Here is a 21,505-nt window from a genome sequence, read left to right on the forward strand (position 1 = left end):
TCGGAAGCTTAGGCCCTGTGGTGGGAGGGGCAAGGGGGGCCGGGTGGTGGCGTCGTGGCATCCACGGGAATGGTGCAGGTCAGGCGGTTCTGGCCGTCGCGGCTTTCATAGCACAGATCGCGGGTCAGCATCCGGATCAGCGACCAGCCAAAGCCGCCTTCGGGAAGATCCTCGACCGCGGCACCGGCCTGCAGCGGATTGCGGCCTTCCGGCAGCGCCCCGAGGATCGGGTGGCCACGGTCGCGAATGTCGATGCACAGGCCGCCTGTGGTCAGGGTCAGGCGCAGGTCGATGTGCCCGCCGGGCACGCCGCGATAGGCATGCTCCACCACATTGTTCAGCGCCTCGCCCAGGACCAGCAGCAAGCTGCCCATGGTGTCGGGCGCGGGCAAGGCCGTCAGAAGCTGGCATTCCAGATCGGTCAGTGCGGCGCTGACGCTTTCAAAGCTGGCCTCAAGCCGCTGTTCGACCAGTACCACGGGCATCCCCGCATCCGGTGGGTCATTCGGCGGGGCTGGCATCGCCAAGGCCCGTGGCGGTGGTGTCGTGGATGACAAAGACCGAATCCATGCGGGTCAGGCGGAACACCTTGTCCACCAGCGGCGACAGTGCCGCCAGTTCCAGCCGTTTGCCGCTGCCAAGCTGCTTCATCGCGGCGACGATGGCGCCAAGGCCGCTGCTGTCGATGAAGTTCACCTGTTCCAGATCCAGGATCACCCGCCCGTCCGCGTCCGCCGTCAGATCCCGCATCCTGTCCTTGAATTCGATGGCCACGGCCGCGTCGATCCGCGGATCGGCCGCGGTGATGACCACCACGTCCCCGTGGGTTTGCTTCGAAAGATCCATGTGCCACCTGCGATACTTGACGTTTTGACAGGCTAGGCAGCAGGTCTTACCAATCGGTTTCCGGGAGTCTTCACAGCCCCGGTCATCTGGGGAGGACAGCAAATGACCCACACATTGATCTGCGGTGCCCGGCGCACGGCGATGGGAGGCCTTCAGGGCGCCTTTGCCTCGGTCACGGCGGCAGAACTGGGCGGGGTGGCGATTCGCGCAGCACTGGACGACGCGGGCGCAAGCGCCGATTTGGTGGACGAACTGCTGATGGGCTGCGTGCTGCCCGCAGGGCAGGGTCAGGCCCCGGCGCGGCAGGCCGGGTTTCTGGGCGGTCTGGGCAAGGGCGTGCCCGCCACCACCCTGAACAAGATGTGCGGCTCGGGGATGAAAACGGTGATGATGGCGCATGACCAGATCGCCGGTGCCAGCGCAGGGATCGTTGTTGCGGGCGGCATGGAGAGCATGACGCAGGCGCCCTACCTTCTGGAAAAGATGCGCGGCGGGGCGCGGCTGGGGCACGGGCAGGTCATGGACAGCATGTTCCTTGACGGGCTGGAAGATGCCTATGACAAGGGCCGCCTGATGGGCACCTTTGCCGAGGATTGCGCAGAAGCCTTCCAGTTCACCCGCGAAAGCCAGGATGCCTATGCGTTGCGCTCGCTGGAACGCGCGGTGAAGGCCCAGTCCGATGGCACTTTCGAGGCCGAGATCGCGCCTGTAGAGGTCGCCGCGCGCAAGGGTGCCGTGGTGGTCGCGCAGGACGAACAGCCGGGCAACGCGCGGCCCGACAAGATCCCGCATCTGAAGCCTGCCTTTCGCGCAGGCGGCACGGTGACGGCGGCGAATTCCTCGTCGATCTCGGACGGGGCGGCGGCGCTGGTGCTGGCCTCGCAATCGCAGGCCGACCGGCATGCATTGAAGGTCCGGGCCGCGATCCGCGGCCATGCCAGCCACGCGCATGAGCCGGGACTGTTTCCCACCGCCCCGGTGCCTGCCGCGCGCAAGCTGCTGAAAAAGCTGGAATGGGAAGTCGATGATGTGGATCTGTGGGAGGTCAACGAGGCTTTCGCGGTTGTCCCCATGGCCTTCATGCGGGAAATGAACCTGTCGCCCGAAAAGGTCAACGTGCATGGCGGGGCCTGTGCGCTGGGGCACCCTATCGGTGCCTCGGGCGCGCGCATCCTGGTCACCCTGCTGAACGCGCTGGAACGGCGCGGGCTGCGGCGCGGGGTGGCGGCCATCTGTATCGGCGGCGGCGAAGGCACTGCCATCGCGATCGAGAGGGTCTGACCGGTGGCGCGCGTGGACTATGATACGCTGGCGAAGACCCTGGCGAGCCTGACCGGGGGCGAAACCGACGACGTGGCCCTGATGGCCACCTGCGCCTGCGAAATCCACTGGTCCGACAATCGCTTCGACTGGACCGGCTTCTATCGCGTGGTCGGCAAGAAGACCCTGAAGATCGGCCCCTATCAGGGCGGCCACGGTTGCCTTGAGATCCCGTTTTCGCGTGGGGTCTGCGGGGCTGCGGCGCGCACCGGCAAGGTGCAGATGGTGGACGATGTGGATGCCATTCCCGACCACATCGCCTGCGCGGCCTCAACCCGGTCTGAACTGGTGCTGCCGGTCTGGCGCAAGGGCAAGCTGCTGGGGGTGCTGGACATCGACAGCGATCAGCCCGCGGCCTTCACCGCCGAGGACTCCGAACGTCTGGCCGCCATCCTGACCGATGTCTTCGACCGGTGATTGACGCCAGCTACACCCCGCCCGACGGTCCCTTGCAGATCCTCCACGAAGATCACGAGGTGCTGCTCGTCGACAAGCCCTCGGGGCTGTTGTCGGTGCCGGGACGGGGCGAGCATCTGGCCGATTGCCTGCTGCGCCGGGTGCAGGCCGTGTTTCCCCAGGCGCTGCTGGTGCATCGGCTGGATCGGGACACCTCGGGGGTGATGGTCTTTGCCCTGACCCCGCACGCGCAGCGCCACCTTGGCCTGCAATTCGAGAAACGCCAGACCCGCAAGACCTATGTGGCCGAGGTCTGGGGCCGCCTGGCCGAGAAATCCGGCACGGTCGATCTGCCGCTGATCGTCGATTGGCCGAACCGGCCGCGGCAGATGGTGGATCACGACACCGGCAAACCGGCGCTGACCGAGTGGAAGGTGCTGATGCTGCGCGAGAACGGCACGCGGGTTCGACTGATGCCAAAGACCGGGCGCAGCCACCAGTTGCGGGTACACATGCTGGCGCTTGGCCATCCGATCCTGGGTGATCCCTTCTATGCGGAAGGACCGGCGCGCGATGCGCCGCGCCTGATGCTGCATTCGGAAAGCCTGCGGTTTCGCCACCCCGACGGCGGCCGCGGCGTGGCCATTCGCGCCCCGGCACCGTTCTGAGCCAAAGCCGTCATGCGGTGGACGCAGGTCGGCAATGCGCCAACTGACCGTGTAGACCTCGGCGGCCATGACTACTTGTCGCATCAGGGTGGAGGCCCGACGACTGCCTGACAGGAGTTTCCAAATGGCAACGACAACAGCGAACGGCATCGGCCACGTGCGAGCCCGTTCAACCCCGTCCCTCTGGACGCGTCTGGTTCATGGTCTGCTGACCATTGCCGACAACAACGAATACCTGGGACAGGTGCGCCGCCTGCAAGCCATGTCCGACAACCAGTTGGCCAAGCGCGGTCTGACCCGTGACAAGATCGTGGATCACGTGTTCCGCTACGGCTACTTCAACTGACGCCTTTTCCGTCTACCGTCCGGGGGCAGAGCCGCAAACACGGCTCGGCCCCCCGCCGCGTTTCAGGGGTGTTCAGCCCGGAAACTTGATGCGGCGCAGGTACGGGAAGATCTCTTCCACATCCCCGTATTTCGCTTTTGCGTCCTCGGTCGTGACCGAGGTCGGTACGATGACGTCCTGGCCCAGTTCCCAGTTGGCAGGCGTGGCCACGCCCAGCCCGGCAGACGCCTGCAGCGCATCCAGCGCACGCAGCACCTCGGCGAAGTTGCGGCCGACGGTCATCGGATAGGTCATCGACAGCTTGAGTTGCTTGTCCGGCCCGATGATGAATACCGAGCGTACGGTCTGGCTGTCCGCCGGCGTGCGGCCATCGGGCAGATAGGCGTCGGCGGGCAGCATGTCGAAGGCTTTCGACACCGCCAGCCCTTCGTCGGCGATGATCGGGAAGCTCACATCGGTGCCGGCATAGCTGGCAATATCGCCGATCCACTTCTTGTGATCCTCGACCCCATCCACCGACACGCCGATGACCTTGGTGCCGCGCTTGGCCCATTCGTCGCCCAGTTGCGCCACGGCGCCGAACTCGGTGGTGCAGACCGGGGTGAAATCCTTGGGGTGGCTGAACAGGATGGCCCAGCTGTCGCCGATCCAATCGTGGAAATTGATTTCGCCCTGGCTGGTCTGGGCGGTGAAATCGGGCACGGTGTCGTTGATGCGTAGGGACATGGGATTCTCCGGGGCTCGGTTCATGTACGTGTAGGTGACATGTAATTGCAGATGATCTGGATTTGTACCATTGGCCGTGGCTCTGGCCAGAGACATTTTTAGCGCAAGACGGGCGAAGCCCGTATGGGAATACGTCAGTTGTCTTTCGCAGCCCTGGCGATCTTCGCCAATCGCCGTTCCCCAAGCCCACGTCGCCACCTTGATCTTTGTCGAGATCGATAGCCGTACCATCCCTTGCGCGGACCCACGCCAACCTTCTGGATGTCAGCGGCCCCGATTTCGGTGTTGATCACGCTGGTGCCGACCGGGTGGACAAGTGGCGGGTCCGCAAACAGTCCACCTCCATGAACCGCCATGTCGGACCGCAGCCAATTGTCGACAGTTCCGGTGACAAGGCGGGCCTTGTTCAAGAACCGTTCGGCCCCTTCCCGCGACCACAGCAGGGCAAGGGTGGTCAGAGGAAAATCCGCACCAAGGAACAGACTTTGGCCATGAGGCAGGGTCAGAACCTGTCGCCGGGGCTGGTTCGCCTTCAGGGCATGACCCATATTGACAAGCCGCCAACCGGGGGCTGCGCCATTGCGCAACCCATCAACCGTTGCGGCAAGATCCTCGGCAAAGCTGTCGCCAAGCTGCAAGTCGTCTTCAAGGACCAGCCCGGCAAAAGCATTGCTATCAAGAAAACGCTCGGCACAGGTGCGATGTGACAGAAAGCATCCCACTTCGCCGCCGGTCAGGGTCCGTCCGAACCACAGGCGCGCCCGCAACGGGGAATAGCGGGGCAGTTCAGAGGCGGACTTGCCCCGGCCGTCAAAGGCCGGCGTGCGGCTGAATGGCAGACCTTGAGCGGCAAGCTGGCTGCGAGCGGTCGCCAGGCGATCTACGCTGCTGTCCAAATTGATGACTTGCGTGAAAACGTGTTTCATCGTGATCCAGTTCAAGAAAACTGGACCCAGTATCCCGGCGCTGCCATTTTCGTGCAACGCGGAATTGACACAAAAAAGCCCCGCGCGCCAAGGCGTGCGGGGCTTGATGTTTGTTTGACCGACCAGGATTATTCGGCGTCTTCCTTGGTGGCTTCCTCGCCGGTTTCCTGATCGACGACCTTCATCGACAGGCGAACCTTGCCGCGATCGTCAAAGCCCAGCAGCTTGACCCAGACTTCCTGGCCTTCCTTCAGCACATCCGACGGATGGTTCAGGCGGCGGTTCTCGATCTGGCTGACGTGCACCAGGCCGTCGCGCTTGCCGAAGAAGTTCACGAAGGCGCCGAAATCAACGATCTTCACGACCTTGCCCTTGTAGACCTTGCCTTCTTCCGGCTCTGCCACGATCGAATAGATCATGTCATAGGCCTTCTGGATGCTGTCGGCATTGGCCGAGGCGATCTTGATGACACCGTCGTCGTTGATGTCGACCTTGGCGCCGGACACTTCCACGATCTCGCGGATGACCTTGCCGCCCGAGCCGATCACTTCACGGATCTTGTCGGTGGGCACGGTCATGGTCTCGATGCGCGGGGCGTGCGCCGAGAATTCCTGACGGCCCGAGCTGAGCGCCTTGTTCATCTCGCCCAGGATGTGCAGACGGCCGTCCTTGGCTTGCGACAGGGCCTGCTCCATGATCTCGGGGGTGATGCCCGCGACCTTGATGTCCATCTGCAACGAGGTGATGCCGTTCTCGGTGCCTGCGACCTTGAAGTCCATGTCGCCGAGGTGATCCTCGTCGCCCAGAATGTCGGTCAGAACCGCGAACTGGCCATCGTCTTCCAGGATCAGGCCCATGGCGACACCGGCGACCGGTGCTTTCAGGGGCACGCCCGCATCCATCATCGACAACGAGCCACCGCAGACCGACGCCATCGACGAGGAGCCGTTCGATTCGGTGATCTCGGAGACCAGGCGGATGGTGTAGGGGAAGTCGGTGGCCGCCGGCAGAACCGCCTGCAGCGCCCGCCACGCCAGCTTGCCATGGCCGATTTCACGACGGCCCGGGCCGCTGACACGGCCAACTTCACCGACCGAATACGGCGGGAAGTTGTAGTGCAGCAGGAAGTTGGATTTGAAGTTGCCGTGCAGGGCGTCGATGAACTGTTCGTCATCGCCGGTGCCCAGCGTGGTCACCACCAGACCCTGGGTTTCGCCGCGGGTAAACAGGGCCGACCCGTGGGTGCGGGGCAGGATGCCCACTTCCGACACGATCGGGCGCACCTGATCGCGGGCACGACCGTCGATCCGGGCACCGCCCGAGATGATGTCGCCGCGCAGGATGCTGCTTTCCAGCTTCTTGAAGGCCGAGCCGAGGTTGCTGTCGTCCAGCTGTTCCTGGGTCAGCTTGCCGCGAATGGTCTCGCGCGCGGCGGAAATGGCGGCGGTCCGCTCCTGCTTGTCGGTCAGGGCGAAGGCGGCACGCATCTCGGTCTCGCCCGCGGCCTTCACGGCTGCGTAGAGATCGGAGTAGTCCGGCGGCGTGTAGTCGAAGGGATCCTTGGCGGCTTCCTCGGCCAGCGCGATGATCAGGTCGACCACCGGCTTGAGCGCCTCATGGCCGAACTTCACGGCGCCCAGCATTTCGGCTTCCGACAGTTCGTAGGCTTCCGATTCCACCATCATCACGGCGTCGCGGGTGCCGGCGACAACCAGGTCGAGCCGCTGCTCGGGGGTGTTGCGCAACTGGTCCATGTCGTCGATGGTCGGGTTCAGGATGTATTCGCCGTCCTCATAGCCGACGCGCGCCGCACCCACGGGGCCCATGAAGGGCACGCCCGAGATGGTCAGCGCGGCCGAGGCGGCGATCAGCGCCACGATGTCGGGATCATTGACCAGGTCGTGGCTGAGCACCGTGCACATGACCAGGACTTCGTGCTTGAAGCCGGGCACGAACAGCGGCCGCATCGGGCGGTCGATCAGGCGGGCCGTCAGGGTTTCTTTTTCGGTCGGGCGCGCTTCACGCTTGAAAAAGCCGCCGGGGATCTTGCCCGCGGCATAGTATTTTTCCTGGTAATGCACGGTCAGCGGGAAGAAACCCTGTCCGGGCTTTTCTTCCTTGGCGAAGGTCACGTTGGCCATGACGCTGGTTTCGCCCAGGGTGGCAATCACGCTGCCATCGGCCTGGCGGGCAACCTTGCCCGTTTCGAGCGTCAGGGTTTCTTCACCCCACTGCATGGATTTGGTTTTTACGTCGAACATTGTCGTTCCTAATGCTGACCGAGGGACCCTCCCCCGGCCTGGTTGCGTACAGGCTTGTGCCCGTGGCCCCGTCGTCAGTCTGGCATCCTGTCCCGTGGGGCCCGGCGGGAGAGTGCGTCTGGGCACGGCGCAGTGCCGTGGAAAACAAAAGAAAACGCGCCGAAGGCGCGTTTCCCGAAAAACTCAGCGGCGCAGGCCGAGGCGCTTGATCAGCTCCTGGTAGCGGGCGGCGTCTTTTTCATTCAGGTAGTCCAGCAGTTTGCGGCGCTGTGCCACCAGTTTCAGAAGGCCACGACGCGAGTGGTTGTCCTTCTTGTGAGTCTTGAAGTGCTCGGTGAGCGTGGTGATCCGCGAGGTGAGGATGGCAACCTGTACTTCGGGCGAACCGGTGTCGCCTTCCTTGGTTGCGAAGTCCTTCATGACGCGGGCTTTTTCTTCAACAGTAATCGACATCGGGGTCTCCTTGAACAAGAGGGTGAAGGCACAAGCCGGGATGTCGTCCAGCAGAGCCCATGGAGAGAGCACCCACCCGAACACCGGGCGGATGCGCGCGTATAGGGGAAAAGCCGGGCGTTGAAAAGGGGCAGCGTTGCCGGGCGGCGCCGCGCGCGGGCGCGCGGCACAACATGTGCCCCGCCCCCGGCTTGCGCCGCGAGCGGGGCGCCGCCCGTGGCCGCCGGACACCCCTGATCCGCGGCGGGCTTGTGGCAAGGGCGAGGGGCATTTGGCTGAGAGATCCGCAGCAGGTCTGCGGATCACGGCAAGCCTTGGGCAAGTCGGCCCCCGCCTCAAGGGCAAGCGGGCTGTGCCCGCGCGTGCCGCGCCCTTGACCCGGCGACCGACTCACCCCGGGGCGGGCCAGGGGATCAACGGCTGGGCGTAGGAGATGTAGAGCGGGTGTTTCGGGTGGCCCGCCTTGCTGAGGCCGAGGTGATGGGGCGCGACGCCGGTGGCGCGGATCAGCGATTCGACCGCCGGGCCGCGATCCAGATGCGCGCCGTGGGTGCCCCAGGCGCAGATCACCTTGTCTGCCCAGGTGCAGCCTTCGGCAATGGCGGTGTCATTGGACGGGCCCACCGGGTCGGCCTGCGCGCGCATCGCGCGCGGATCGGTGGCACGCCAGGCGAAGATATTGGTGACCTGGAAGGCGCCAAAGCCCAGGGCACGGGCGCGGCGCTCGCAGCGTTCGACAGTGGGGTCGTTCTGCACCTCGGTGGCGGTCGAAGGGTTCAGCATCACGAAAAGCGCCCGCGCGCCCTGTGGATCCCAGCTGCGGGTCAGGCTGTAGCGATAGCGTTCGCAGTCGGAATAGACGGCGGTAGAGGCGGCATCGCCTTTCAGGTGGCTGCGTTCTATCATGGGCCCGTCTTGCGCGATTGCCGGACGGGCCGCAAGACGGTCTAGCGCGGCGCGACGGCGCGACGATACAGGTGCCAGCTGGCATGGCCCAGCACCGGCATCACCACGATCAGCCCCAGAAACAGCGGCAGCGAGCCGATGACGAGGAGCCCTGCCACGATGGCGCCCCAGGCCAGCACCGGCCCCGGATTGGTGCGGGTGACGCGCCACGAGGTGACCAACGCCATCGGCAGGCCGGTGTTGCGATCTACCAGCAGCGGGACCGAGACCACCGCCAGCGCCAGCACCAGGGCCGCGAAGACCGCACCTATGGGGATGCCCAGAAGGATCATGCCCCAGCCGGCATTGGTGCCCAGAACCTGTGCCAGGAATCCGGCCTCGGACGGGGGTTGTGCGCCCAGCGTGACCTGCCAGATCATCCCGGCCACCAGCATCCAGATGACGAAAATCGCCATCAACAGCCCGCCAAGCGCCAGGATCGGCGCCATCGAGGGCGAGCGCAGGGGGGTGAGTGCATCGCTCCACCGAGTCGGTTCGCCAGCCTCGCGGCGGCGGCTGAGTTCATAGAGACCCGTGGCGGCCACCGGCCCGATCAGGGCAAAGCCCGACGCCATGGGGAACATGTAGGGCAGCAGTTCGGTGTTGACCGCGATCAGCACCAGCGCCACGCCGATCAGCGGATAGATCACCACCAGCGCCAGCACATCGCTGCGCAGGGCCATGAAATCCTCGAAGCCCGCGGCCAGCGCCGCCAGCAGATCGTCGAAGGTGATCTGGCGCACCTGTGGCGCCTCGGTTTCGCGTCCGCCCATGCGGCGGGTGGCTTCGGCCACGTGACTGCCGGCCGCGCTGGCGGCCTCGGCGGTCCATGTCAGTGGGTTTCCGATTGTCTTGACCATGTGCGTTCCTCCCGTGCGGGCCTGTGGGAACGTCGTCAGGTATAGGCCTGCGGCGGAGCGCGGCGAGACCCGGGCAGCCGCGTACTCTGCCCTCAGTCTAGCGCAATTGGCGGGACGCGGCGCTCACAGTGGCGCGAGCGGCGGGCAGGGTCACGTCAGGTTGAAGACCCGTGTGGGATGCAATTCCCCGGCGCGGTAGATGCCCACCGCCACGGGCTGACCGTTGCAGGACGCCCAGGCTTCCTCGCCATACTCTGCCCCCTGGTTGACGCGGCCGGGATTGCCATGGCGCAGGCGGGTGGCGGCTTCGGGGGGGCAGGGCAGTTCGGGCAGGTCGGCAAGGCCGGTTTCCAGCGGCAGCAGGAAGCGGTCAAGCGCGGGATCCTTTGCCTCGGCCTCGATCTGCGTCATCGACAGGCCGTCCTCGGCGTCGAAGGGGCCGGACCAGACCCGGCGCAGTTCGCGCACATGGCCCAGGCATCCCAATGCCTCGCCCAGGTCGCGGGCGATGGCGCGCACGTAGCCGCCCTTGCCGCAGACCATTTCCAGGGTGACGTGATCGGCATCCTCGCGGGCGACGCGGGTCAGGCTTTCGACGTAGAGCGGGCGCGCGGCCAGTTCCGGCGTGTCGCCGTCGCGGGCAAGTTTATAGGCGCGCTGGCCGTCGATCTTGACGGCGGAATATAGCGGCGGCACCTGCTGGATGTCGCCCACGAATTGCGCCAGCGCAGCGTCGATCTGGTCGTCATCGGGGCGCAGGTCCGAGGTCGCCAGCACCCGGCCTTCGGCATCGTCAGTGTCGGTGGATACCCCCAGCCGCACGGTGAAGCGATAGGCCTTCAGTGCATCGGTGATATAAGGCACGGTCTTGGTGGCCTCGCCCAGGGCCACGGCCAGAACGCCTGTGGCTTCGGGATCCAGCGTGCCCGCGTGCCCGGCCTTCTTGGCATCGAAGGCCCAGCGGACCTTGTTGACAACGGCATTGGAGGTGATCCCGGCGGGCTTGTCGATGACCAGCCAGCCCGAGACATCGCGTCCCTTCTTTCGGCGTGCCATGGTCTCAGTCGTCCGGCTTTTGCAGGTCGCGCTGGACCGTCTCGCTCGAAAACAGGCGGCGGGTATCGTCCATCCGGTCGAAGGTGTCATCCAGCCGGAACCGCAACTCGGGCGCGTATTTCAGGGTCAGACCCTTGGAGACCTGACGGCGCAGTTCATGCGTGTTGCGGCGCAGGGCCAGAAGCGCTTCTTCGGCATTCTCGCCACCCAGGGGCAGGACGAAGGCCGTGGCGATCTTCAGATCCGGCGAGGTGCGCACCTCGCCCACGGTGATCGACATGCGGTTCAGGTCGGGATCATGCACGTCGCCGCGCGCCAGCACATCCGACAGGGTGCGCCGGATCAGTTCGCCCACGCGCAATTGCCGCTGCGAGGGGCCGGCGCCATCATGATGCTTGTTTCGTGCCATCGGCGCTATCTAGGGGATCGGATCGGCTGCTGCAACAGGCTTTGCCAAGGGCGTCGGGGAAAGATAGGAGGGGCGGGACCATGAAAAGAAGGATGATGCGAGATGTCGGAAAGCTGCGCGATCGTGGTGATGGGCGTGTCGGGCCGGATGGGCCGGATGCTGGTGCAAACCGTGCAGGACAACCCAAAAACGCATCTGTCCGGCGCGGTGGAACGACCGGGCCATGACTGGATCGGCCGCGACCTGGGCGAAGCCATGGGCGGCGCGGCAACCGGCGTCGTAGTAACCGGCGATGCAGCGGCGGCGCTGGACAGAGCCGACGCGGTGATCGATTTCACCGCACCCGCGGCCACCGTTGCGCTGGCGCAATTGGCGGCTGACAAGGGTGTCGTTCATGTGATCGGCACCACCGGCATGACCGAGGCCGATATCGCCGCCGTGGACGCGGTGACCGACCGCGGTGTCGTGGTGCGCGCCGGCAACATGAGCCTGGGCGTGAACCTACTGGTTCAGCTGACCAGGCAGGTCGCCGCCGCGCTGGACGAAGATTACGACATCGAGGTGGTCGAGGGCCACCACCGGCACAAGGTCGATGCGCCTTCGGGTACGGCCCTGATGCTGGGACAGGCGGCCGCCGACGGGCGCGGCGTCGATCTGGAACAGGCCAGCGACCGGGGCCGGGACGGCATCACCGGTCCGCGCGAACGCGGCAAGATCGGCTTCCATGCCATTCGCGGCGGCGACATCATCGGTGAGCATGATGTGCTGTTCGCCGCCGATGGCGAGCGCATCACCCTGCGCCACGTAGCCTCGGACCGGTCGGTCTTTGCGCGCGGGGCCGTGAAGGCGGCGCTGTGGGGGCAGGGTAACGTGCCGGGCCACTATTCCATGCTGGATGTGCTCGGGCTGGGGTGATCCAGACAGGGCTTTGGCGCGTATCCCTTCAAAAGCAGGGAGCGTGCCATGCCATATCGTGTCTTCGCCTGGATCGCCGGGGTGAGTGTCAGCCTTGTCGCCACCGCCGCCGTGGCGGATTATTCCCGGATCACCGACAAGCGCACCTTTGCCGAGATGGTCGCGGGCCGGCAATTGACCCGCCTGGGCATCGAATTGACCGTGACGCCGGGCGGCGACATCCGGGGTTCGGCCTTCGGCAAGCAAGTCTCGGGGGCCTGGGAGTGGCAGAACGGCTATTTCTGCCGCGACCTGGTCTGGGGTGAGCGCGACCTGGGGTTCAACTGCCAGGAGGTTGCCCTGAAGGGCCGGGCGTTGAAGTTTACCTCGGACCGGGGCGCGGGGCCTTCGGCCAGTCTGACGTTGCGCTAGGACTTTCATGCCTCCGGCGGGAGTATTTCCGCCAAGAAGAATGAGCGCCGTCTTGGAAACGCTCCGGCGGAGCATTTGAGGCGCGAATAGGCGGAGCTCCAGCCGTCTTGCGGCCATGAGCGCCCATGCACCGTGCCAATGGAATCCACGGTGGATACGTTCAACCCACCGTCAGAAGTCGATGGCGATACCCTTTTTCTCCCAGTCGCCGTAGCGCACCGGTTCCGGGCCGTCGCGCCCGCCCAGTTCCGTGGGCAGGTCGGCCTGTCGGGCCTGTTTGCGGCGCTCTTCGGCTTCCTGCAGGGCGCGTTTGGCGGCCTCGGGCAGGGTGGTGTCGTGATCGGGATGGCTCATGGGGCCTCCTTGTGGCTGACCTGTGCCTGATATACGCCAGAGATCGACACGCTCAAGGGGGCCGGAGGGCGCAGGGGATGGCACAGGAAGATCGAAAGAGTGCCGCGCCGGGCGGTCAGGCGGCCCGCAAGGCGGCCGTGGGCCTGCTGGTGGCGGTTCTGGAAGAAGGCCAGTTGCTGGCCGCGGCGGTGGATGCCGCTGACGGACCGCTGGCCGGGCTGGCGCCCGACGACAAGGCGCGTGCGCAACGTCTGGCGAGCGAGACCCTGCGGCATCTGGGACCGGCGGATGCGGTTCTGAAATCCTTCGTGCGCAAACCCCCGCTCCCTGCGGCGCGGCACCTGTTGCGGCTGTCGGTGGTCGAATTGTGCCACATGGGCGCGGCGGCGCATGGGGTTGTGGATTCGGCGGTCAATCTGGCGGGCAGCGATCCGGCGACGGCGCGCGTTAAAGGGCTGGTCAACGCGGTGTTGCGCCGGGTGGCTGAGGACGGGCCGGAGATCTGGGCGCGGCAGCAGGCGCAACGGTTGCCGAACTGGCTGCGCGGACGGCTGCAATCGGCCTATGGCGGCAAAGTGACCGCCGCGATCGAGACCGCGCATGCCGCAGGGGCACCGCTGGACCTGACAGCGCGTGATGCCGCGGCGCTGGCCGAGACGCTTGGCGGCGACCTTCTGCCCACCGGATCGGTGCGCTTGTCAGGCTCGCGACAGGTTTCGGGCCTGCCGGGATATGATACGGGTGCCTTCTGGGTGCAGGATGCGGCGGCGGCGCTGCCGGCGCGGGTGCTGGCCGCGACGCCGGGTGAAACAGTGCTGGATCTGTGCGCGGCACCGGGCGGGAAGACCCTGCAACTGGCTGCCGCCGGGGCGTCGGTCACGGCGCTGGATGCCTCGGAAGCGCGGTTGCGTCGCTTGCATGACAACCTGCGCCGCACCGGGCTTGAAGCCAAGGTCGTGGTGGCCGATGCGCTGACCTGGAAGGGTGGGGCTTTTGACGCCGTGCTTCTGGATGCGCCCTGTTCGGCCACCGGCACCATCCGCCGCCATCCCGATCTGCCCTTCGTCAAGCAATCGTCGGACATCCGGGCGCTGGCGGCGTTGCAGCAGCAGATGCTGGATCGGGCGCTGGGCTGGGTGAAACCCGGCGGGCGGCTGGTCTATTGCACCTGTTCGCTGCTGCCCGAGGAGGGAGAGGATCAGATCGCCGGCCTGCTGGAGCGCACACCCGGCCTGTGGGTCGATCAGGACGCTTTGGCGGCCCTGCCCGGTATCGATCCGGCCTGGCTGGGGCCACTGGGATTGCGCCTGCGGCCGGATTTCTGGGCCGAACGCGGCGGCATGGACGGGTTCTTCATCACGCTGTTGCGTCGGGAGGCGTGAGGCCAATTGGGCGATGACAGGGCGCGCGCGCCTGCCTATGGTCCGGCTGATGCAGTGAAACGAACGGGGTTTTCATGGCGGGACTGGCCGGGGGCAAAGCCTATCGCGTGACCGGGATTGACCGGCTGCACGCCCGGCTGAGCGGGCCGATGCATCGCCGTCTGGCGCTGCGTGCCGATCCGGCCTGGGCGGTCTTTGGCCATGCCGCGCGGGGCGAGGCCCTGCTGGCCGGGCATTTCGGCCTTGGCGAACCCACCCCCCGACCGGGCGAACCCATCTGGGACATCCACTGCGACGACCCGCTGCGCGAACAGGGGCGGCAGGCGTTCCGCTGGCTGGACGATCTGGCGGCGCTGTCGGATCCGCAGGCGCAGCGTGTGGCCTGCCATTGGGTGCAGATCTGGCTGAACCGCTTCGGCAAGGGGCATGGACCCGGCTGGCACGTGGTGATCGCGGCAGAGCGGTTGAACCGGCTGCTGCGCTACATGACCTGGCTGGCCACCGGGATGGAGGCCGTTTCGTTGGCCGTTCTGGAGCGGACGGTCGCGCGCCACCAGCGGTTCGTGCAGCGGCGGTTGCGGCAGGTGCCGGGCGGCTTCGACGGGCTGCTGGCATGGACCCATCTGCTGACCGCAGGCGCCTGCCTGACGCAGTCCGAGGCGTTGCAGGCCAAGGCCAGCGCGGCGTTGGAGCCGTTGTGTGCCAAGCTGATCGATCCGGCGGGCGGCATTCCAACCCGCAACCCCGAGGTGCTGGCGGAGCTGTTCGTGGCGCTGGCCATGGCGGCGCGGGCGCTGGACCTGGCGGAATTGTCGCCGGGGCCGGAACATAGCGGCGCGTTGGCGCGGCTTGCGCCTGTGGTGCGCGGCTTGCGGCTGGGCACCGGCGGTCTGGCGCGGTTTCAGGGCGGCAGTGCGGGATGCGCGGTGACGCTGGATGCGGCGCTGTCGGTGATGCCGGGCGCGCGTGGTGCAGGTCCGGCGATGCCAATGGGGTATGCGCGAATGGCGCGCGGGCGCAGCATTGTCCTGGTCGATGTGGCGCCGCCGCCGCTGGCAGTGCCCGGCGCCGATCCTCATGCCGGGGCGCTGGGGTTCGAGATGACCTCGGGCCGGCGTCGCCTGATCGTCAATTGCGGTTCGGGTGCCGGGTTCGGGGCGGATTGGCACAGCGCGGCACGGCAAACCGCCTCGCACAGCACGCTGATCCTGGACGGCCAGTCCTCCTGTCCGCTGGAGCCCGTTGGGCGTGCGGCGCGGCGCGGCGCGGAACCGCCGGAAGATGTGGAAGTCGAATTGCATGGCGAGACGCCCGATGCGCACGTCGTGGCCGCGCACAACGGCTATGCACCAGGGTATGGGCTGATCCATGTGCGGCGGCTGGATCTGGACCTGTCGGGCGGCGTGCTGCGCGGCGAGGATCTGCTGAGCGCGGTCACCGAGACCGAGAAGCGGCGGTTTTCCGGGGCCCATGACGGGCGTGGCGTGCCCTACGCCTTGCGCTTTCACCTGCATCCAGAGGTCACCGCTCAGCAGGAGGACGGCGCCGGGCCGGTACATCTGGCGCTGCCGTCGGGGGAACGCTGGTGTTTCCGCGTCGAAGGCGCGCTGTCCTTGCGTCTTGACGCCAGCGTGTATCTGGACAACACCCGCGCCGAACCGCGTGCGAGCCGACAGATCGTTCTTGAGGGGCGGGCACGCGACTTTGCCACGACGATCCGATGGCGGCTTGAGAAAGAGGGCGACATGCCCGATTTTCTGCGCGAAAACCCGCGCGACGGGCTGCTGGACGACCCCGCACCGGGCCGAGCCTGAAAGGACCAAGACAATGACCGACCGCGCGCCGCTGCGCTCTGCGCTGCTTTCCGTTTCCGACAAGACAGGTCTGGTGGAGTTCGCCACCGCCCTGAATGCGCGAGGGGTCATGCTGCTGTCCACCGGCGGCACCGCCAAGGCCCTGCGAGCCGCCGGGCTGGAGGTCACCGATGTGGCCGAGGTCACTGGCTTTCCCGAGATGATGGACGGGCGCGTCAAGACCCTGCATCCGCGTGTGCATGGCGGCCTGCTGGCCCTGCGCGACAATGATGAACATCTGGAAGCGATGGAAAGCCACGGCATCGGCGCCATCGATCTGCTGGTGGTGAACCTCTATCCGTTCGAGGCCACGGTGGCCGCCGGGGCGGATTATGACACCTGCATCGAGAACATCGACATCGGCGGCCCGGCGATGATCCGCGCGGCGGCCAAGAACCACGCCTTCGTGTCGGTGGTGGTCGATCCGCAGGATTACGACGCCCTGCTGGCCGAAATGGAAGCCCATGATGGCGAGACCACCTATGGGTTCCGCCAGAAGCTGGCCCAGACCGCCTATGCCCGCACCGCCGCCTATGATGCGACCGTGTCAAGCTGGATGGCCGATGCCCTGGGCGAGCCCGCGCCGCGCCGCCGGGCCTTTGCCGGGACGCTGGCACAAACCCTGCGCTATGGCGAGAACCCGCATCAGGCGGCGGCCTTCTACACCGATGGCTCCAGCCGGCCCGGCGTGGCGACGGCGCGCCAGCATCAGGGCAAGGAACTGTCCTACAACAACATCAACGACACCGATGCGGCCTTCGAACTTGTGGCGGAATTCGATCCCGCCGAGGGGCCGGCCTGCGCCATCATCAAGCACGCCAACCCCTGCGGCGTGGCCCGTGGTGCGACGCTGGCCGAAGCCTATGGGCGGGCTTTCGATTGCGACCGGACCTCGGCCTTCGGCGGCATCATCGCGCTGAACCAGCCGATCGACGGGCCGACGGCCGAAGCCATTACCGAGATCTTCACGGAAGTGGTGATCGCGCCGGCGGCGGATGACGCGGCCATGAGTATTTTTGCCAAGAAGAAGAACCTGCGGCTGCTCACCACTGGCGGACTGCCGGACCTGACGGCGGCGGCGCAGACCTATCGGCAGGTCGCCGGCGGGATGCTGGTGCAGGACAAGGACATCGGGCGAATTTCGCGCGACGATCTGAAGATCGTCACCAAGCGGACACCTTCAGAGGCCGAACTGGCGGATCTGCTGTTTGCCTGGAAAGTGGCCAAGCACGTGAAGTCCAATGCCATCATCTATGTCAGGGATGGTGCCACGGTGGGCGTCGGTGCGGGCCAGATGAGCCGCGTGGACAGCACCCGGATCGCCGCGCGCAAGGCGCAGGACATGGCCGAGGCGATGGGGCTGGCCGCACCGCTGACGCAAGGCTCCGTGGTGGCCTCGGATGCGTTCTTCCCCTTTGCCGACGGGCTGATCACCGCCGCCGAGGCCGGTGCCACGGCGATCATCCAGCCCGGCGGCTCGATGCGCGACGACGAGGTCATCGCGGCGGCGGATGAGGCCGGGCTGGCGATGATCTTCACCGGCATGCGCCATTTTCGGCACTGAGCCGATGCGGGGACTGTGGAGCGCCGCGCTGCTGGTACTGATCCTGGACCAGGCGTCGAAATGGGCGGTGGTCTGGGGTCTGAACCTGAAGGATCGGCTGGTGATCGACGTGGCGCCGCCGTACCTGCGCTTTGTCATGGGCTGGAACGAGGGCATCAACTTTGGCCTGTTTTCCGGAGCCCCCGGTGCGGCGCGCTGGGTCCTGATCGCGCTGGCGCTGGCGATCTGCGCCTGGGTCATCCGTTTTGCCCGCGCCGACGGGCAGCGCCGGGTGCTTTGGGCCGCCGGTGCACTGGTGGGCGGGGCGCTTGGCAATGTGGTCGACCGGTTGCGTTTTGGCGCGGTGGCCGACTTTCTGAACATGTCGTGCTGCGGGATCAACAACCCTTTTGCCTTCAATCTGGCCGATGTGGCGGTTTTCGCGGGCGCCGCGGGGCTGGTTCTGTGGGCCCGTCCGGCAAACACCCCGTGACGCGGCTTCAAAGCTGCGCTAGAGAAGGGGCCGACCCGAGATCGGAGAGTTTGTCCAAGTGACGCCCCTGCGCCTGAGCCTGCTTGCCCTTGTCGTTCTGACCGCCTGCGGCAGCGACAACCCGGACCTGATGAATTTCGCCGCCAGCCGCACCGGCCCGGACGAATTTCTTGTGGCGCCGGCACGGCCGCTGGAAACACCGCCGGACCCGAAAGCCCTGCCCGCCCCGATTCTGGGCGCGCAGAACCGGGCCGATCCCACGCCCTTCGAGGATGCGGTGGTGGCGCTTGGCGGGTCCGCCAGTGCGTTGAAACGCGACAGCATTCCCGCCTCGGACGGCGGGCTGGTGCGCTATGCCGGGCGCTATGGCACCGATCCCTCCATCCGCAAGACCCTGGCCGACGAGGACCTGAAGTTCCGCCGGGACAACGATGGCCGCTTGCTGGAGCGCTGGTTCAACGTGAACGTCTACTACGACGCCTACAGCAGCATGTCGCTGGATCAGCAGGCCGAGATCGCGCGATTCCGCCGGATGGGGGTCGAAACCCCGTCGGCACCGCCGGCCGAGCTGAAACCGCGCTGATCCTGCTCACATCCTCGCGTGGTGGCTTGTACCGCGCGCGCCATGGCGTATCTGTTTGGAAACCCTGACAGGAGGCGTCATGATTTCTACCCTACGCAACATGTCGATCGCATTGGCCTGTGCCGTCGCCCTGCCCGTGGCGGCCGCCGAGGACGTGACCAGTTTCACGCTGGACAACGGCATGGAAGTGGTTGTCGTCGAGGATCACCGCTCTCCGGCCGTGGTGCACATGATCTGGTACAAGGTGGGCGCGGCGGATGAGACGCGCGGCATTTCCGGGGTCGCGCATCTGCTGGAACACCTGATGTTCAAGGGCACCGAAACCCGCGAACCGGGCGAATTCTCGGGCATCGTGCAGGCCAATGGTGGCTCCGAGAACGCGTTTACCTCGTGGGATTACACCGCCTATTTCCAGCGCGTGGCCGCAGACCTGCTGCCGCAGATGATGGAGATGGAGGCCGACCGCATGTCGAACCTGCGCCTGACCGAGGAGCAGACCGCGCCCGAGGTCAGCGTGGTGCTGGAGGAGCGCAACCAGCGCACCGATTCAAACCCGGCCGCGCTGTACCGCGAACAGGCGCGCGCGGCGCTGTACCTGAACCACCCCTACGGTCGGCCGATCATCGGCTGGCGGCACGAGGTGGCGGCCCTGGGGGCCGAGGCGGCGCTGGAGTTTTATGGAGAGCATTACGTGCCGAACAACGCGGTTCTGGTGGTGGCCGGCGATGTCACACCCGAACGTGTGCGTGACCTGGCCGAGGAATATTACGGCCCGATCCCGCCGAACCCGGAGCTGGCCCCGCGCGACCGCGTGACCGAGCCGCCCCATCTGGCCGCCCGGCGCCTGGTGTTCGAGGATCCGCGCATCGCGCAGCCCTATCTGACCCGTTCCTACCTGGCACCCGAACGCGACAGCGGCGATCAGAAGACGGCGGCGGCGCTGCTGTTGCTGGCCGATCTTCTGGGCGGCGCGCCGGCGACCTCGCATCTTGGGCAGGCGCTGCAATTCGGCAGCCAGCAGGCGGTCTATACCACGGCCCACTACCAGCCGACCTCGCTGGACGCGTCGTCCTTTTCCATTACCGTTGTTCCGGCGGACGGGGTGTCGCTGGAAGACGCCGAGGCGGCGCTGGATGCCGAGATCACGGCCTTTCTGGACGGTGGCGTCGATGCCGAACAACTGGCGCGGCTGAAGCGGCAATACGCGGCGGATGCGATCTATGCCATGGACAGCGTCAGGGGCCGGGCGCAGCAGATCGGGGCGGCGCTGACCTCGGGTCTGACGCTGGCCGATGTGGAGGCCTGGCCGGAGGTGATCCAGTCCGTCACCGAAGAAGACATCCTGGCCGCCGGACGCGCGGTGCTGGTGCCCGAGGGATCCGTCACCGGCTGGCTGCGCGCGCCGACGGATGCCGTGGACGTTGTGGAGGTGAGCCAATGAAACGCTTTGTAGCCGCTGTTGCCCTGTGGGTCGGGGCCGCGCTGCCCTTGCACGCCAGTGTCGAGATCACCGAGGTCACCACACCGGCAGGGTTCACCGTCTGGCTGGTCGAGGAACCGGCCATCCCGGCGGTGTCGCTGGAGATCCTGTTCAAGGGCGGCACTTCGCTGGATCAGCCGGGCAAGCGGGGCGCGACCTATCTGATGACCGCGATCCTTGAGGAAGGCGCGGGCGACCTGGATGCTTTGGGCTTCGCCCAGGCGCGCGACGATCTGGCGGCCAGTTTCGGCTTCGATGCCAGCGATGACTACGTGTCGGTCTCGGCCCGGTTCCTCAGCGACACCACCGATGAAGCCATGGCGCTGCTGTCCGACGCGCTGGCCGCTCCGCGGTTCGACGACGATGCGGTAGAACGCGTGCGGGCGCAGGTTCTGGTCGGGTTGCGTGGCGATGCCGAGGATCCCGACACCGTGGCCTCGACCGCCTTTTCCGAGATGACCTTCGGCGACCATCCCTATGGCACGCCGGGGGAGGGCACGATCGACACCGTCGCGGCCCTGACACGGGATGATCTGCTGGCCGCCCACAAGGGCGCGCTGGCGCAGGACCGGGTCTATATCGGTGCGGCCGGGGATATCTCGCCCGAGCGGTTGGCGCAGGTGGTCGATGACCTGATGGCACGGCTGCCGGAATCCGGAGCGGCCCTGCCGCCGCCAGTCACGCCAAACTTTCCCGGCGGCGTGCAGGTGGTGCCCTTCGATACCCCGCAATCGGTGATCACCTTCGCCCAGCCGGGGCTGGACCGCGACCATCCGGACTATTTCGCGGCCTATATCGCCAACCAGATCCTCGGCGGCAGCGGCTTCGAGGCCCGCCTGATGACCGAGGTGCGCGAAAAGCGCGGCCTGACCTATGGCATCTATTCCTACCTTCTGGGCAAGGATCAGGCTGACCTGCTGATCGGGCGCGCCTCAACCGCCAATGCGCGCGCCGCCGAAACCATCGAGGTGGTGCGGGCGGAATGGGAGCGCATGGCGACCGAAGGACCGACCGAGGCGGAAGTGGCGAAAGCCAAGACCTTCCTGATCGGCGGCTACCCGCTGCGGTTCGACGGCAACGCCGCCATCGCGGGGATCATGGTGGGGATGCAGGCCGGTGGCTTGCCCATCGACTATATCGCCACCCGCAACGACCGGATGGCCGCCGTCACGGTGGAGGACGTGCGCCGCGTGGCTGGAGAATTGCTTGATCCCCAGGTGCTGACCTTCCTGGTTGTGGGCCAGCCCGAGGGGTTGGAAGCTGGCAACTGAGCGGCTGG

At 66.5% G+C, this 21,505-nt stretch carries 25 protein-coding genes; 14 read left to right on the forward strand and 11 right to left on the reverse strand.

The features are described 5' to 3' along the window. Nucleotides 1–8: 8 nt before the first annotated feature. Nucleotides 9–485, reverse strand: coding sequence for an ATP-binding protein (locus ACP15K_RS12835; RefSeq protein WP_193143166.1), 477 nt, complete (start codon nt 483–485; stop codon nt 9–11). Between the two features lie 16 nt (nt 486–501). Then, nucleotides 502–846 (reverse strand): STAS domain-containing protein, encoded by a 345-nt coding sequence (locus tag ACP15K_RS12840; RefSeq protein ID WP_193143167.1) that lies wholly within the window; start codon nt 844–846, stop codon nt 502–504. A gap of 102 nt (nt 847–948) precedes the next feature. On the opposite strand from ACP15K_RS12840, the gene ACP15K_RS12845 reads away from it, so the two are divergent. From ACP15K_RS12845 to ACP15K_RS12860, 4 genes are all read left to right on the forward strand, one after another. Beyond that, complete coding sequence (locus tag ACP15K_RS12845; RefSeq protein ID WP_424990693.1) at nt 949–2,127, forward strand: thiolase family protein; 1,179 nt, start codon at nt 949–951, stop codon at nt 2,125–2,127. Nucleotides 2,128–2,130: 3 nt separating this feature from the next. Beyond that, on the forward strand, nt 2,131–2,583 hold the full coding sequence (locus ACP15K_RS12850) for a GAF domain-containing protein (RefSeq protein ID WP_193143169.1): 453 nt from the start codon (nt 2,131–2,133) through the stop codon (nt 2,581–2,583). Next, entirely contained in the window at nt 2,583–3,230 is a 648-nt protein-coding gene (locus ACP15K_RS12855) for a pseudouridine synthase (protein WP_424990719.1), read from the forward strand. The genes ACP15K_RS12850 and ACP15K_RS12855 overlap by 1 nt, the downstream gene beginning before the upstream one ends. 124 nt (nt 3,231–3,354) lie before the next feature. After that, complete coding sequence (locus tag ACP15K_RS12860; RefSeq protein WP_193143170.1) at nt 3,355–3,576, forward strand: DUF1127 domain-containing protein; 222 nt, start codon at nt 3,355–3,357, stop codon at nt 3,574–3,576. A gap of 72 nt (nt 3,577–3,648) precedes the next feature. Here the strand turns inward: ACP15K_RS12860 and ACP15K_RS12865 are convergent, their stop codons facing one another. Beyond that, on the reverse strand, nt 3,649–4,302 hold the full coding sequence (locus tag ACP15K_RS12865) for a peroxiredoxin (RefSeq protein ID WP_424990694.1): 654 nt from the start codon (nt 4,300–4,302) through the stop codon (nt 3,649–3,651). Nucleotides 4,303–4,436: 134 nt separating this feature from the next. Further along, nucleotides 4,437–5,228 carry a glycosyltransferase family 25 protein gene (locus ACP15K_RS12870; RefSeq protein WP_193143172.1) on the reverse strand — a complete coding sequence of 264 codons (792 nt, stop codon included), beginning with the start codon at nt 5,226–5,228 and terminating at the stop codon, nt 4,437–4,439. Here ACP15K_RS12870 and ACP15K_RS12875 point away from each other — a divergent pair. Next, nucleotides 5,145–5,399: a hypothetical protein gene (locus tag ACP15K_RS12875; RefSeq protein ID WP_193143227.1), complete on the forward strand. Its 255-nt coding sequence runs from the start codon at nt 5,145–5,147 to the stop codon at nt 5,397–5,399. The genes ACP15K_RS12870 and ACP15K_RS12875 overlap by 84 nt on opposite strands. Here ACP15K_RS12875 and pnp read toward each other — a convergent pair. The 6 genes from pnp to rbfA form a co-directional block, all read right to left on the reverse strand. After that, entirely contained in the window at nt 5,357–7,489 is a 2,133-nt protein-coding gene (gene pnp, locus ACP15K_RS12880) for a polyribonucleotide nucleotidyltransferase (protein ID WP_193143173.1), read from the reverse strand. The two genes, ACP15K_RS12875 and pnp, sit on opposite strands and share 43 nt — an antisense overlap. A 183-nt stretch (nt 7,490–7,672) precedes the next feature. Next, nucleotides 7,673–7,942: a 30S ribosomal protein S15 gene (gene rpsO / locus ACP15K_RS12885; RefSeq protein WP_193143174.1), complete on the reverse strand. Its 270-nt coding sequence runs from the start codon at nt 7,940–7,942 to the stop codon at nt 7,673–7,675. A 390-nt stretch (nt 7,943–8,332) separates the two neighbouring features. Next, the gene (locus ACP15K_RS12890) at nt 8,333–8,848 is read right to left on the reverse strand and encodes a DUF1643 domain-containing protein (protein ID WP_424990695.1); all 516 of its coding nucleotides are present in this window, start codon (nt 8,846–8,848) and stop codon (nt 8,333–8,335) included. Nucleotides 8,849–8,889: 41 nt separating this feature from the next. After that, nucleotides 8,890–9,747 (reverse strand): DUF2189 domain-containing protein, encoded by an 858-nt coding sequence (locus ACP15K_RS12895; RefSeq protein WP_424990696.1) that lies wholly within the window; start codon nt 9,745–9,747, stop codon nt 8,890–8,892. A 150-nt stretch (nt 9,748–9,897) separates the two neighbouring features. Next, on the reverse strand, nt 9,898–10,803 hold the full coding sequence (gene truB / locus ACP15K_RS12900) for a tRNA pseudouridine(55) synthase TruB (protein WP_193143177.1): 906 nt from the start codon (nt 10,801–10,803) through the stop codon (nt 9,898–9,900). A 4-nt stretch (nt 10,804–10,807) separates the two neighbouring features. Further along, a complete protein-coding gene (gene rbfA, locus ACP15K_RS12905; protein ID WP_193143178.1) occupies nt 10,808–11,212 on the reverse strand; it encodes a 30S ribosome-binding factor RbfA in 405 nt (134 codons plus the stop codon). 102 nt (nt 11,213–11,314) lie between these two features. Here rbfA and dapB point away from each other — a divergent pair, with 102 nt between their 5' ends. Together dapB and ACP15K_RS12915 are read left to right on the forward strand one after the other, a co-directional pair. Further along, entirely contained in the window at nt 11,315–12,127 is an 813-nt protein-coding gene (gene dapB, locus ACP15K_RS12910) for a 4-hydroxy-tetrahydrodipicolinate reductase (RefSeq protein WP_424990697.1), read from the forward strand. 48 nt (nt 12,128–12,175) lie between these two features. Further along, nucleotides 12,176–12,538, forward strand: coding sequence for a dihydrodipicolinate reductase (locus tag ACP15K_RS12915; RefSeq protein ID WP_424990698.1), 363 nt, complete (start codon nt 12,176–12,178; stop codon nt 12,536–12,538). 171 nt (nt 12,539–12,709) lie between these two features. On the opposite strand, the gene ACP15K_RS12920 is transcribed toward ACP15K_RS12915, so the two are convergent. Beyond that, nucleotides 12,710–12,892 (reverse strand): DUF1674 domain-containing protein, encoded by a 183-nt coding sequence (locus ACP15K_RS12920; RefSeq protein ID WP_424990699.1) that lies wholly within the window; start codon nt 12,890–12,892, stop codon nt 12,710–12,712. 77 nt (nt 12,893–12,969) lie between these two features. Between ACP15K_RS12920 and ACP15K_RS12925 the strand changes: the two genes are divergently transcribed. The 7 genes from ACP15K_RS12925 to ACP15K_RS12955 all read left to right on the forward strand — a co-directional run bounded on the left by ACP15K_RS12925 (nt 12,970) and on the right by ACP15K_RS12955 (nt 21,497). After that, the gene (locus ACP15K_RS12925; protein ID WP_424990700.1) at nt 12,970–14,274 is read left to right on the forward strand and encodes an RsmB/NOP family class I SAM-dependent RNA methyltransferase; all 1,305 of its coding nucleotides are present in this window, start codon (nt 12,970–12,972) and stop codon (nt 14,272–14,274) included. A 74-nt stretch (nt 14,275–14,348) separates the two neighbouring features. Continuing rightward, nucleotides 14,349–16,088 carry a heparinase II/III family protein gene (locus ACP15K_RS12930; RefSeq protein ID WP_424990701.1) on the forward strand — a complete coding sequence of 580 codons (1,740 nt, stop codon included), beginning with the start codon at nt 14,349–14,351 and terminating at the stop codon, nt 16,086–16,088. 13 nt (nt 16,089–16,101) lie between these two features. Next, nucleotides 16,102–17,691, forward strand: a complete 1,590-nt coding sequence (purH, locus tag ACP15K_RS12935; protein ID WP_193143184.1) for a bifunctional phosphoribosylaminoimidazolecarboxamide formyltransferase/IMP cyclohydrolase — start codon at nt 16,102–16,104, stop codon at nt 17,689–17,691. A 4-nt stretch (nt 17,692–17,695) separates the two neighbouring features. After that, nucleotides 17,696–18,163 (forward strand): signal peptidase II, encoded by a 468-nt coding sequence (gene lspA, locus ACP15K_RS12940; RefSeq protein WP_193143185.1) that lies wholly within the window; start codon nt 17,696–17,698, stop codon nt 18,161–18,163. A gap of 58 nt (nt 18,164–18,221) precedes the next feature. Then, on the forward strand, nt 18,222–18,746 hold the full coding sequence (locus ACP15K_RS12945) for a DUF3035 domain-containing protein (RefSeq protein WP_424990702.1): 525 nt from the start codon (nt 18,222–18,224) through the stop codon (nt 18,744–18,746). 79 nt (nt 18,747–18,825) lie between these two features. Then, nucleotides 18,826–20,187, forward strand: a complete 1,362-nt coding sequence (locus ACP15K_RS12950) for a M16 family metallopeptidase (protein ID WP_424990703.1) — start codon at nt 18,826–18,828, stop codon at nt 20,185–20,187. Continuing rightward, nucleotides 20,184–21,497 carry a M16 family metallopeptidase gene (locus ACP15K_RS12955; RefSeq protein ID WP_424990704.1) on the forward strand — a complete coding sequence of 438 codons (1,314 nt, stop codon included), beginning with the start codon at nt 20,184–20,186 and terminating at the stop codon, nt 21,495–21,497. The genes ACP15K_RS12950 and ACP15K_RS12955 overlap by 4 nt, the downstream gene beginning before the upstream one ends. The last annotated feature ends 8 nt before the right edge of the window (nt 21,498–21,505 follow it).

Source organism: Fluviibacterium sp. S390, assembly GCF_049800695.1.
Taxonomy (GTDB): Bacteria; Pseudomonadota; Alphaproteobacteria; order Rhodobacterales; family Rhodobacteraceae; genus Meridianimarinicoccus.

What these genes read in the sequence shown, in the direction of transcription:
- ACP15K_RS12835 (WP_193143166.1), bottom strand. Translation starts at nt 485, where the DNA reads ATGCCCGTGGTACTGGTCGAACAGCGGCTTGAGGCCAGCTTTGAAAGC.
- ACP15K_RS12840 (WP_193143167.1), bottom strand. Translation starts at nt 846, where the DNA reads ATGGATCTTTCGAAGCAAACCCACGGGGACGTGGTGGTCATCACCGCG.
- ACP15K_RS12845 (WP_424990693.1), top strand. Translation starts at nt 949, where the DNA reads ATGACCCACACATTGATCTGCGGTGCCCGGCGCACGGCGATGGGAGGC.
- ACP15K_RS12860 (WP_193143170.1), top strand. Translation starts at nt 3,355, where the DNA reads ATGGCAACGACAACAGCGAACGGCATCGGCCACGTGCGAGCCCGTTCA.
- ACP15K_RS12865 (WP_424990694.1), bottom strand. Translation starts at nt 4,302, where the DNA reads ATGTCCCTACGCATCAACGACACCGTGCCCGATTTCACCGCCCAGACC.
- ACP15K_RS12870 (WP_193143172.1), bottom strand. Translation starts at nt 5,228, where the DNA reads ATGAAACACGTTTTCACGCAAGTCATCAATTTGGACAGCAGCGTAGAT.
- pnp (WP_193143173.1), bottom strand. Translation starts at nt 7,489, where the DNA reads ATGTTCGACGTAAAAACCAAATCCATGCAGTGGGGTGAAGAAACCCTG.
- rpsO (WP_193143174.1), bottom strand. Translation starts at nt 7,942, where the DNA reads ATGTCGATTACTGTTGAAGAAAAAGCCCGCGTCATGAAGGACTTCGCA.
- ACP15K_RS12890 (WP_424990695.1), bottom strand. Translation starts at nt 8,848, where the DNA reads ATGATAGAACGCAGCCACCTGAAAGGCGATGCCGCCTCTACCGCCGTC.
- ACP15K_RS12895 (WP_424990696.1), bottom strand. Translation starts at nt 9,747, where the DNA reads ATGGTCAAGACAATCGGAAACCCACTGACATGGACCGCCGAGGCCGCC.
- truB (WP_193143177.1), bottom strand. Translation starts at nt 10,803, where the DNA reads ATGGCACGCCGAAAGAAGGGACGCGATGTCTCGGGCTGGCTGGTCATC.
- rbfA (WP_193143178.1), bottom strand. Translation starts at nt 11,212, where the DNA reads ATGGCACGAAACAAGCATCATGATGGCGCCGGCCCCTCGCAGCGGCAA.
- dapB (WP_424990697.1), top strand. Translation starts at nt 11,315, where the DNA reads ATGTCGGAAAGCTGCGCGATCGTGGTGATGGGCGTGTCGGGCCGGATG.
- ACP15K_RS12915 (WP_424990698.1), top strand. Translation starts at nt 12,176, where the DNA reads ATGCCATATCGTGTCTTCGCCTGGATCGCCGGGGTGAGTGTCAGCCTT.
- ACP15K_RS12920 (WP_424990699.1), bottom strand. Translation starts at nt 12,892, where the DNA reads ATGAGCCATCCCGATCACGACACCACCCTGCCCGAGGCCGCCAAACGC.
- ACP15K_RS12925 (WP_424990700.1), top strand. Translation starts at nt 12,970, where the DNA reads ATGGCACAGGAAGATCGAAAGAGTGCCGCGCCGGGCGGTCAGGCGGCC.
- ACP15K_RS12930 (WP_424990701.1), top strand. Translation starts at nt 14,349, where the DNA reads ATGGCGGGACTGGCCGGGGGCAAAGCCTATCGCGTGACCGGGATTGAC.
- purH (WP_193143184.1), top strand. Translation starts at nt 16,102, where the DNA reads ATGACCGACCGCGCGCCGCTGCGCTCTGCGCTGCTTTCCGTTTCCGAC.
- lspA (WP_193143185.1), top strand. Translation starts at nt 17,696, where the DNA reads ATGCGGGGACTGTGGAGCGCCGCGCTGCTGGTACTGATCCTGGACCAG.
- ACP15K_RS12950 (WP_424990703.1), top strand. Translation starts at nt 18,826, where the DNA reads ATGATTTCTACCCTACGCAACATGTCGATCGCATTGGCCTGTGCCGTC.
- ACP15K_RS12955 (WP_424990704.1), top strand. Translation starts at nt 20,184, where the DNA reads ATGAAACGCTTTGTAGCCGCTGTTGCCCTGTGGGTCGGGGCCGCGCTG.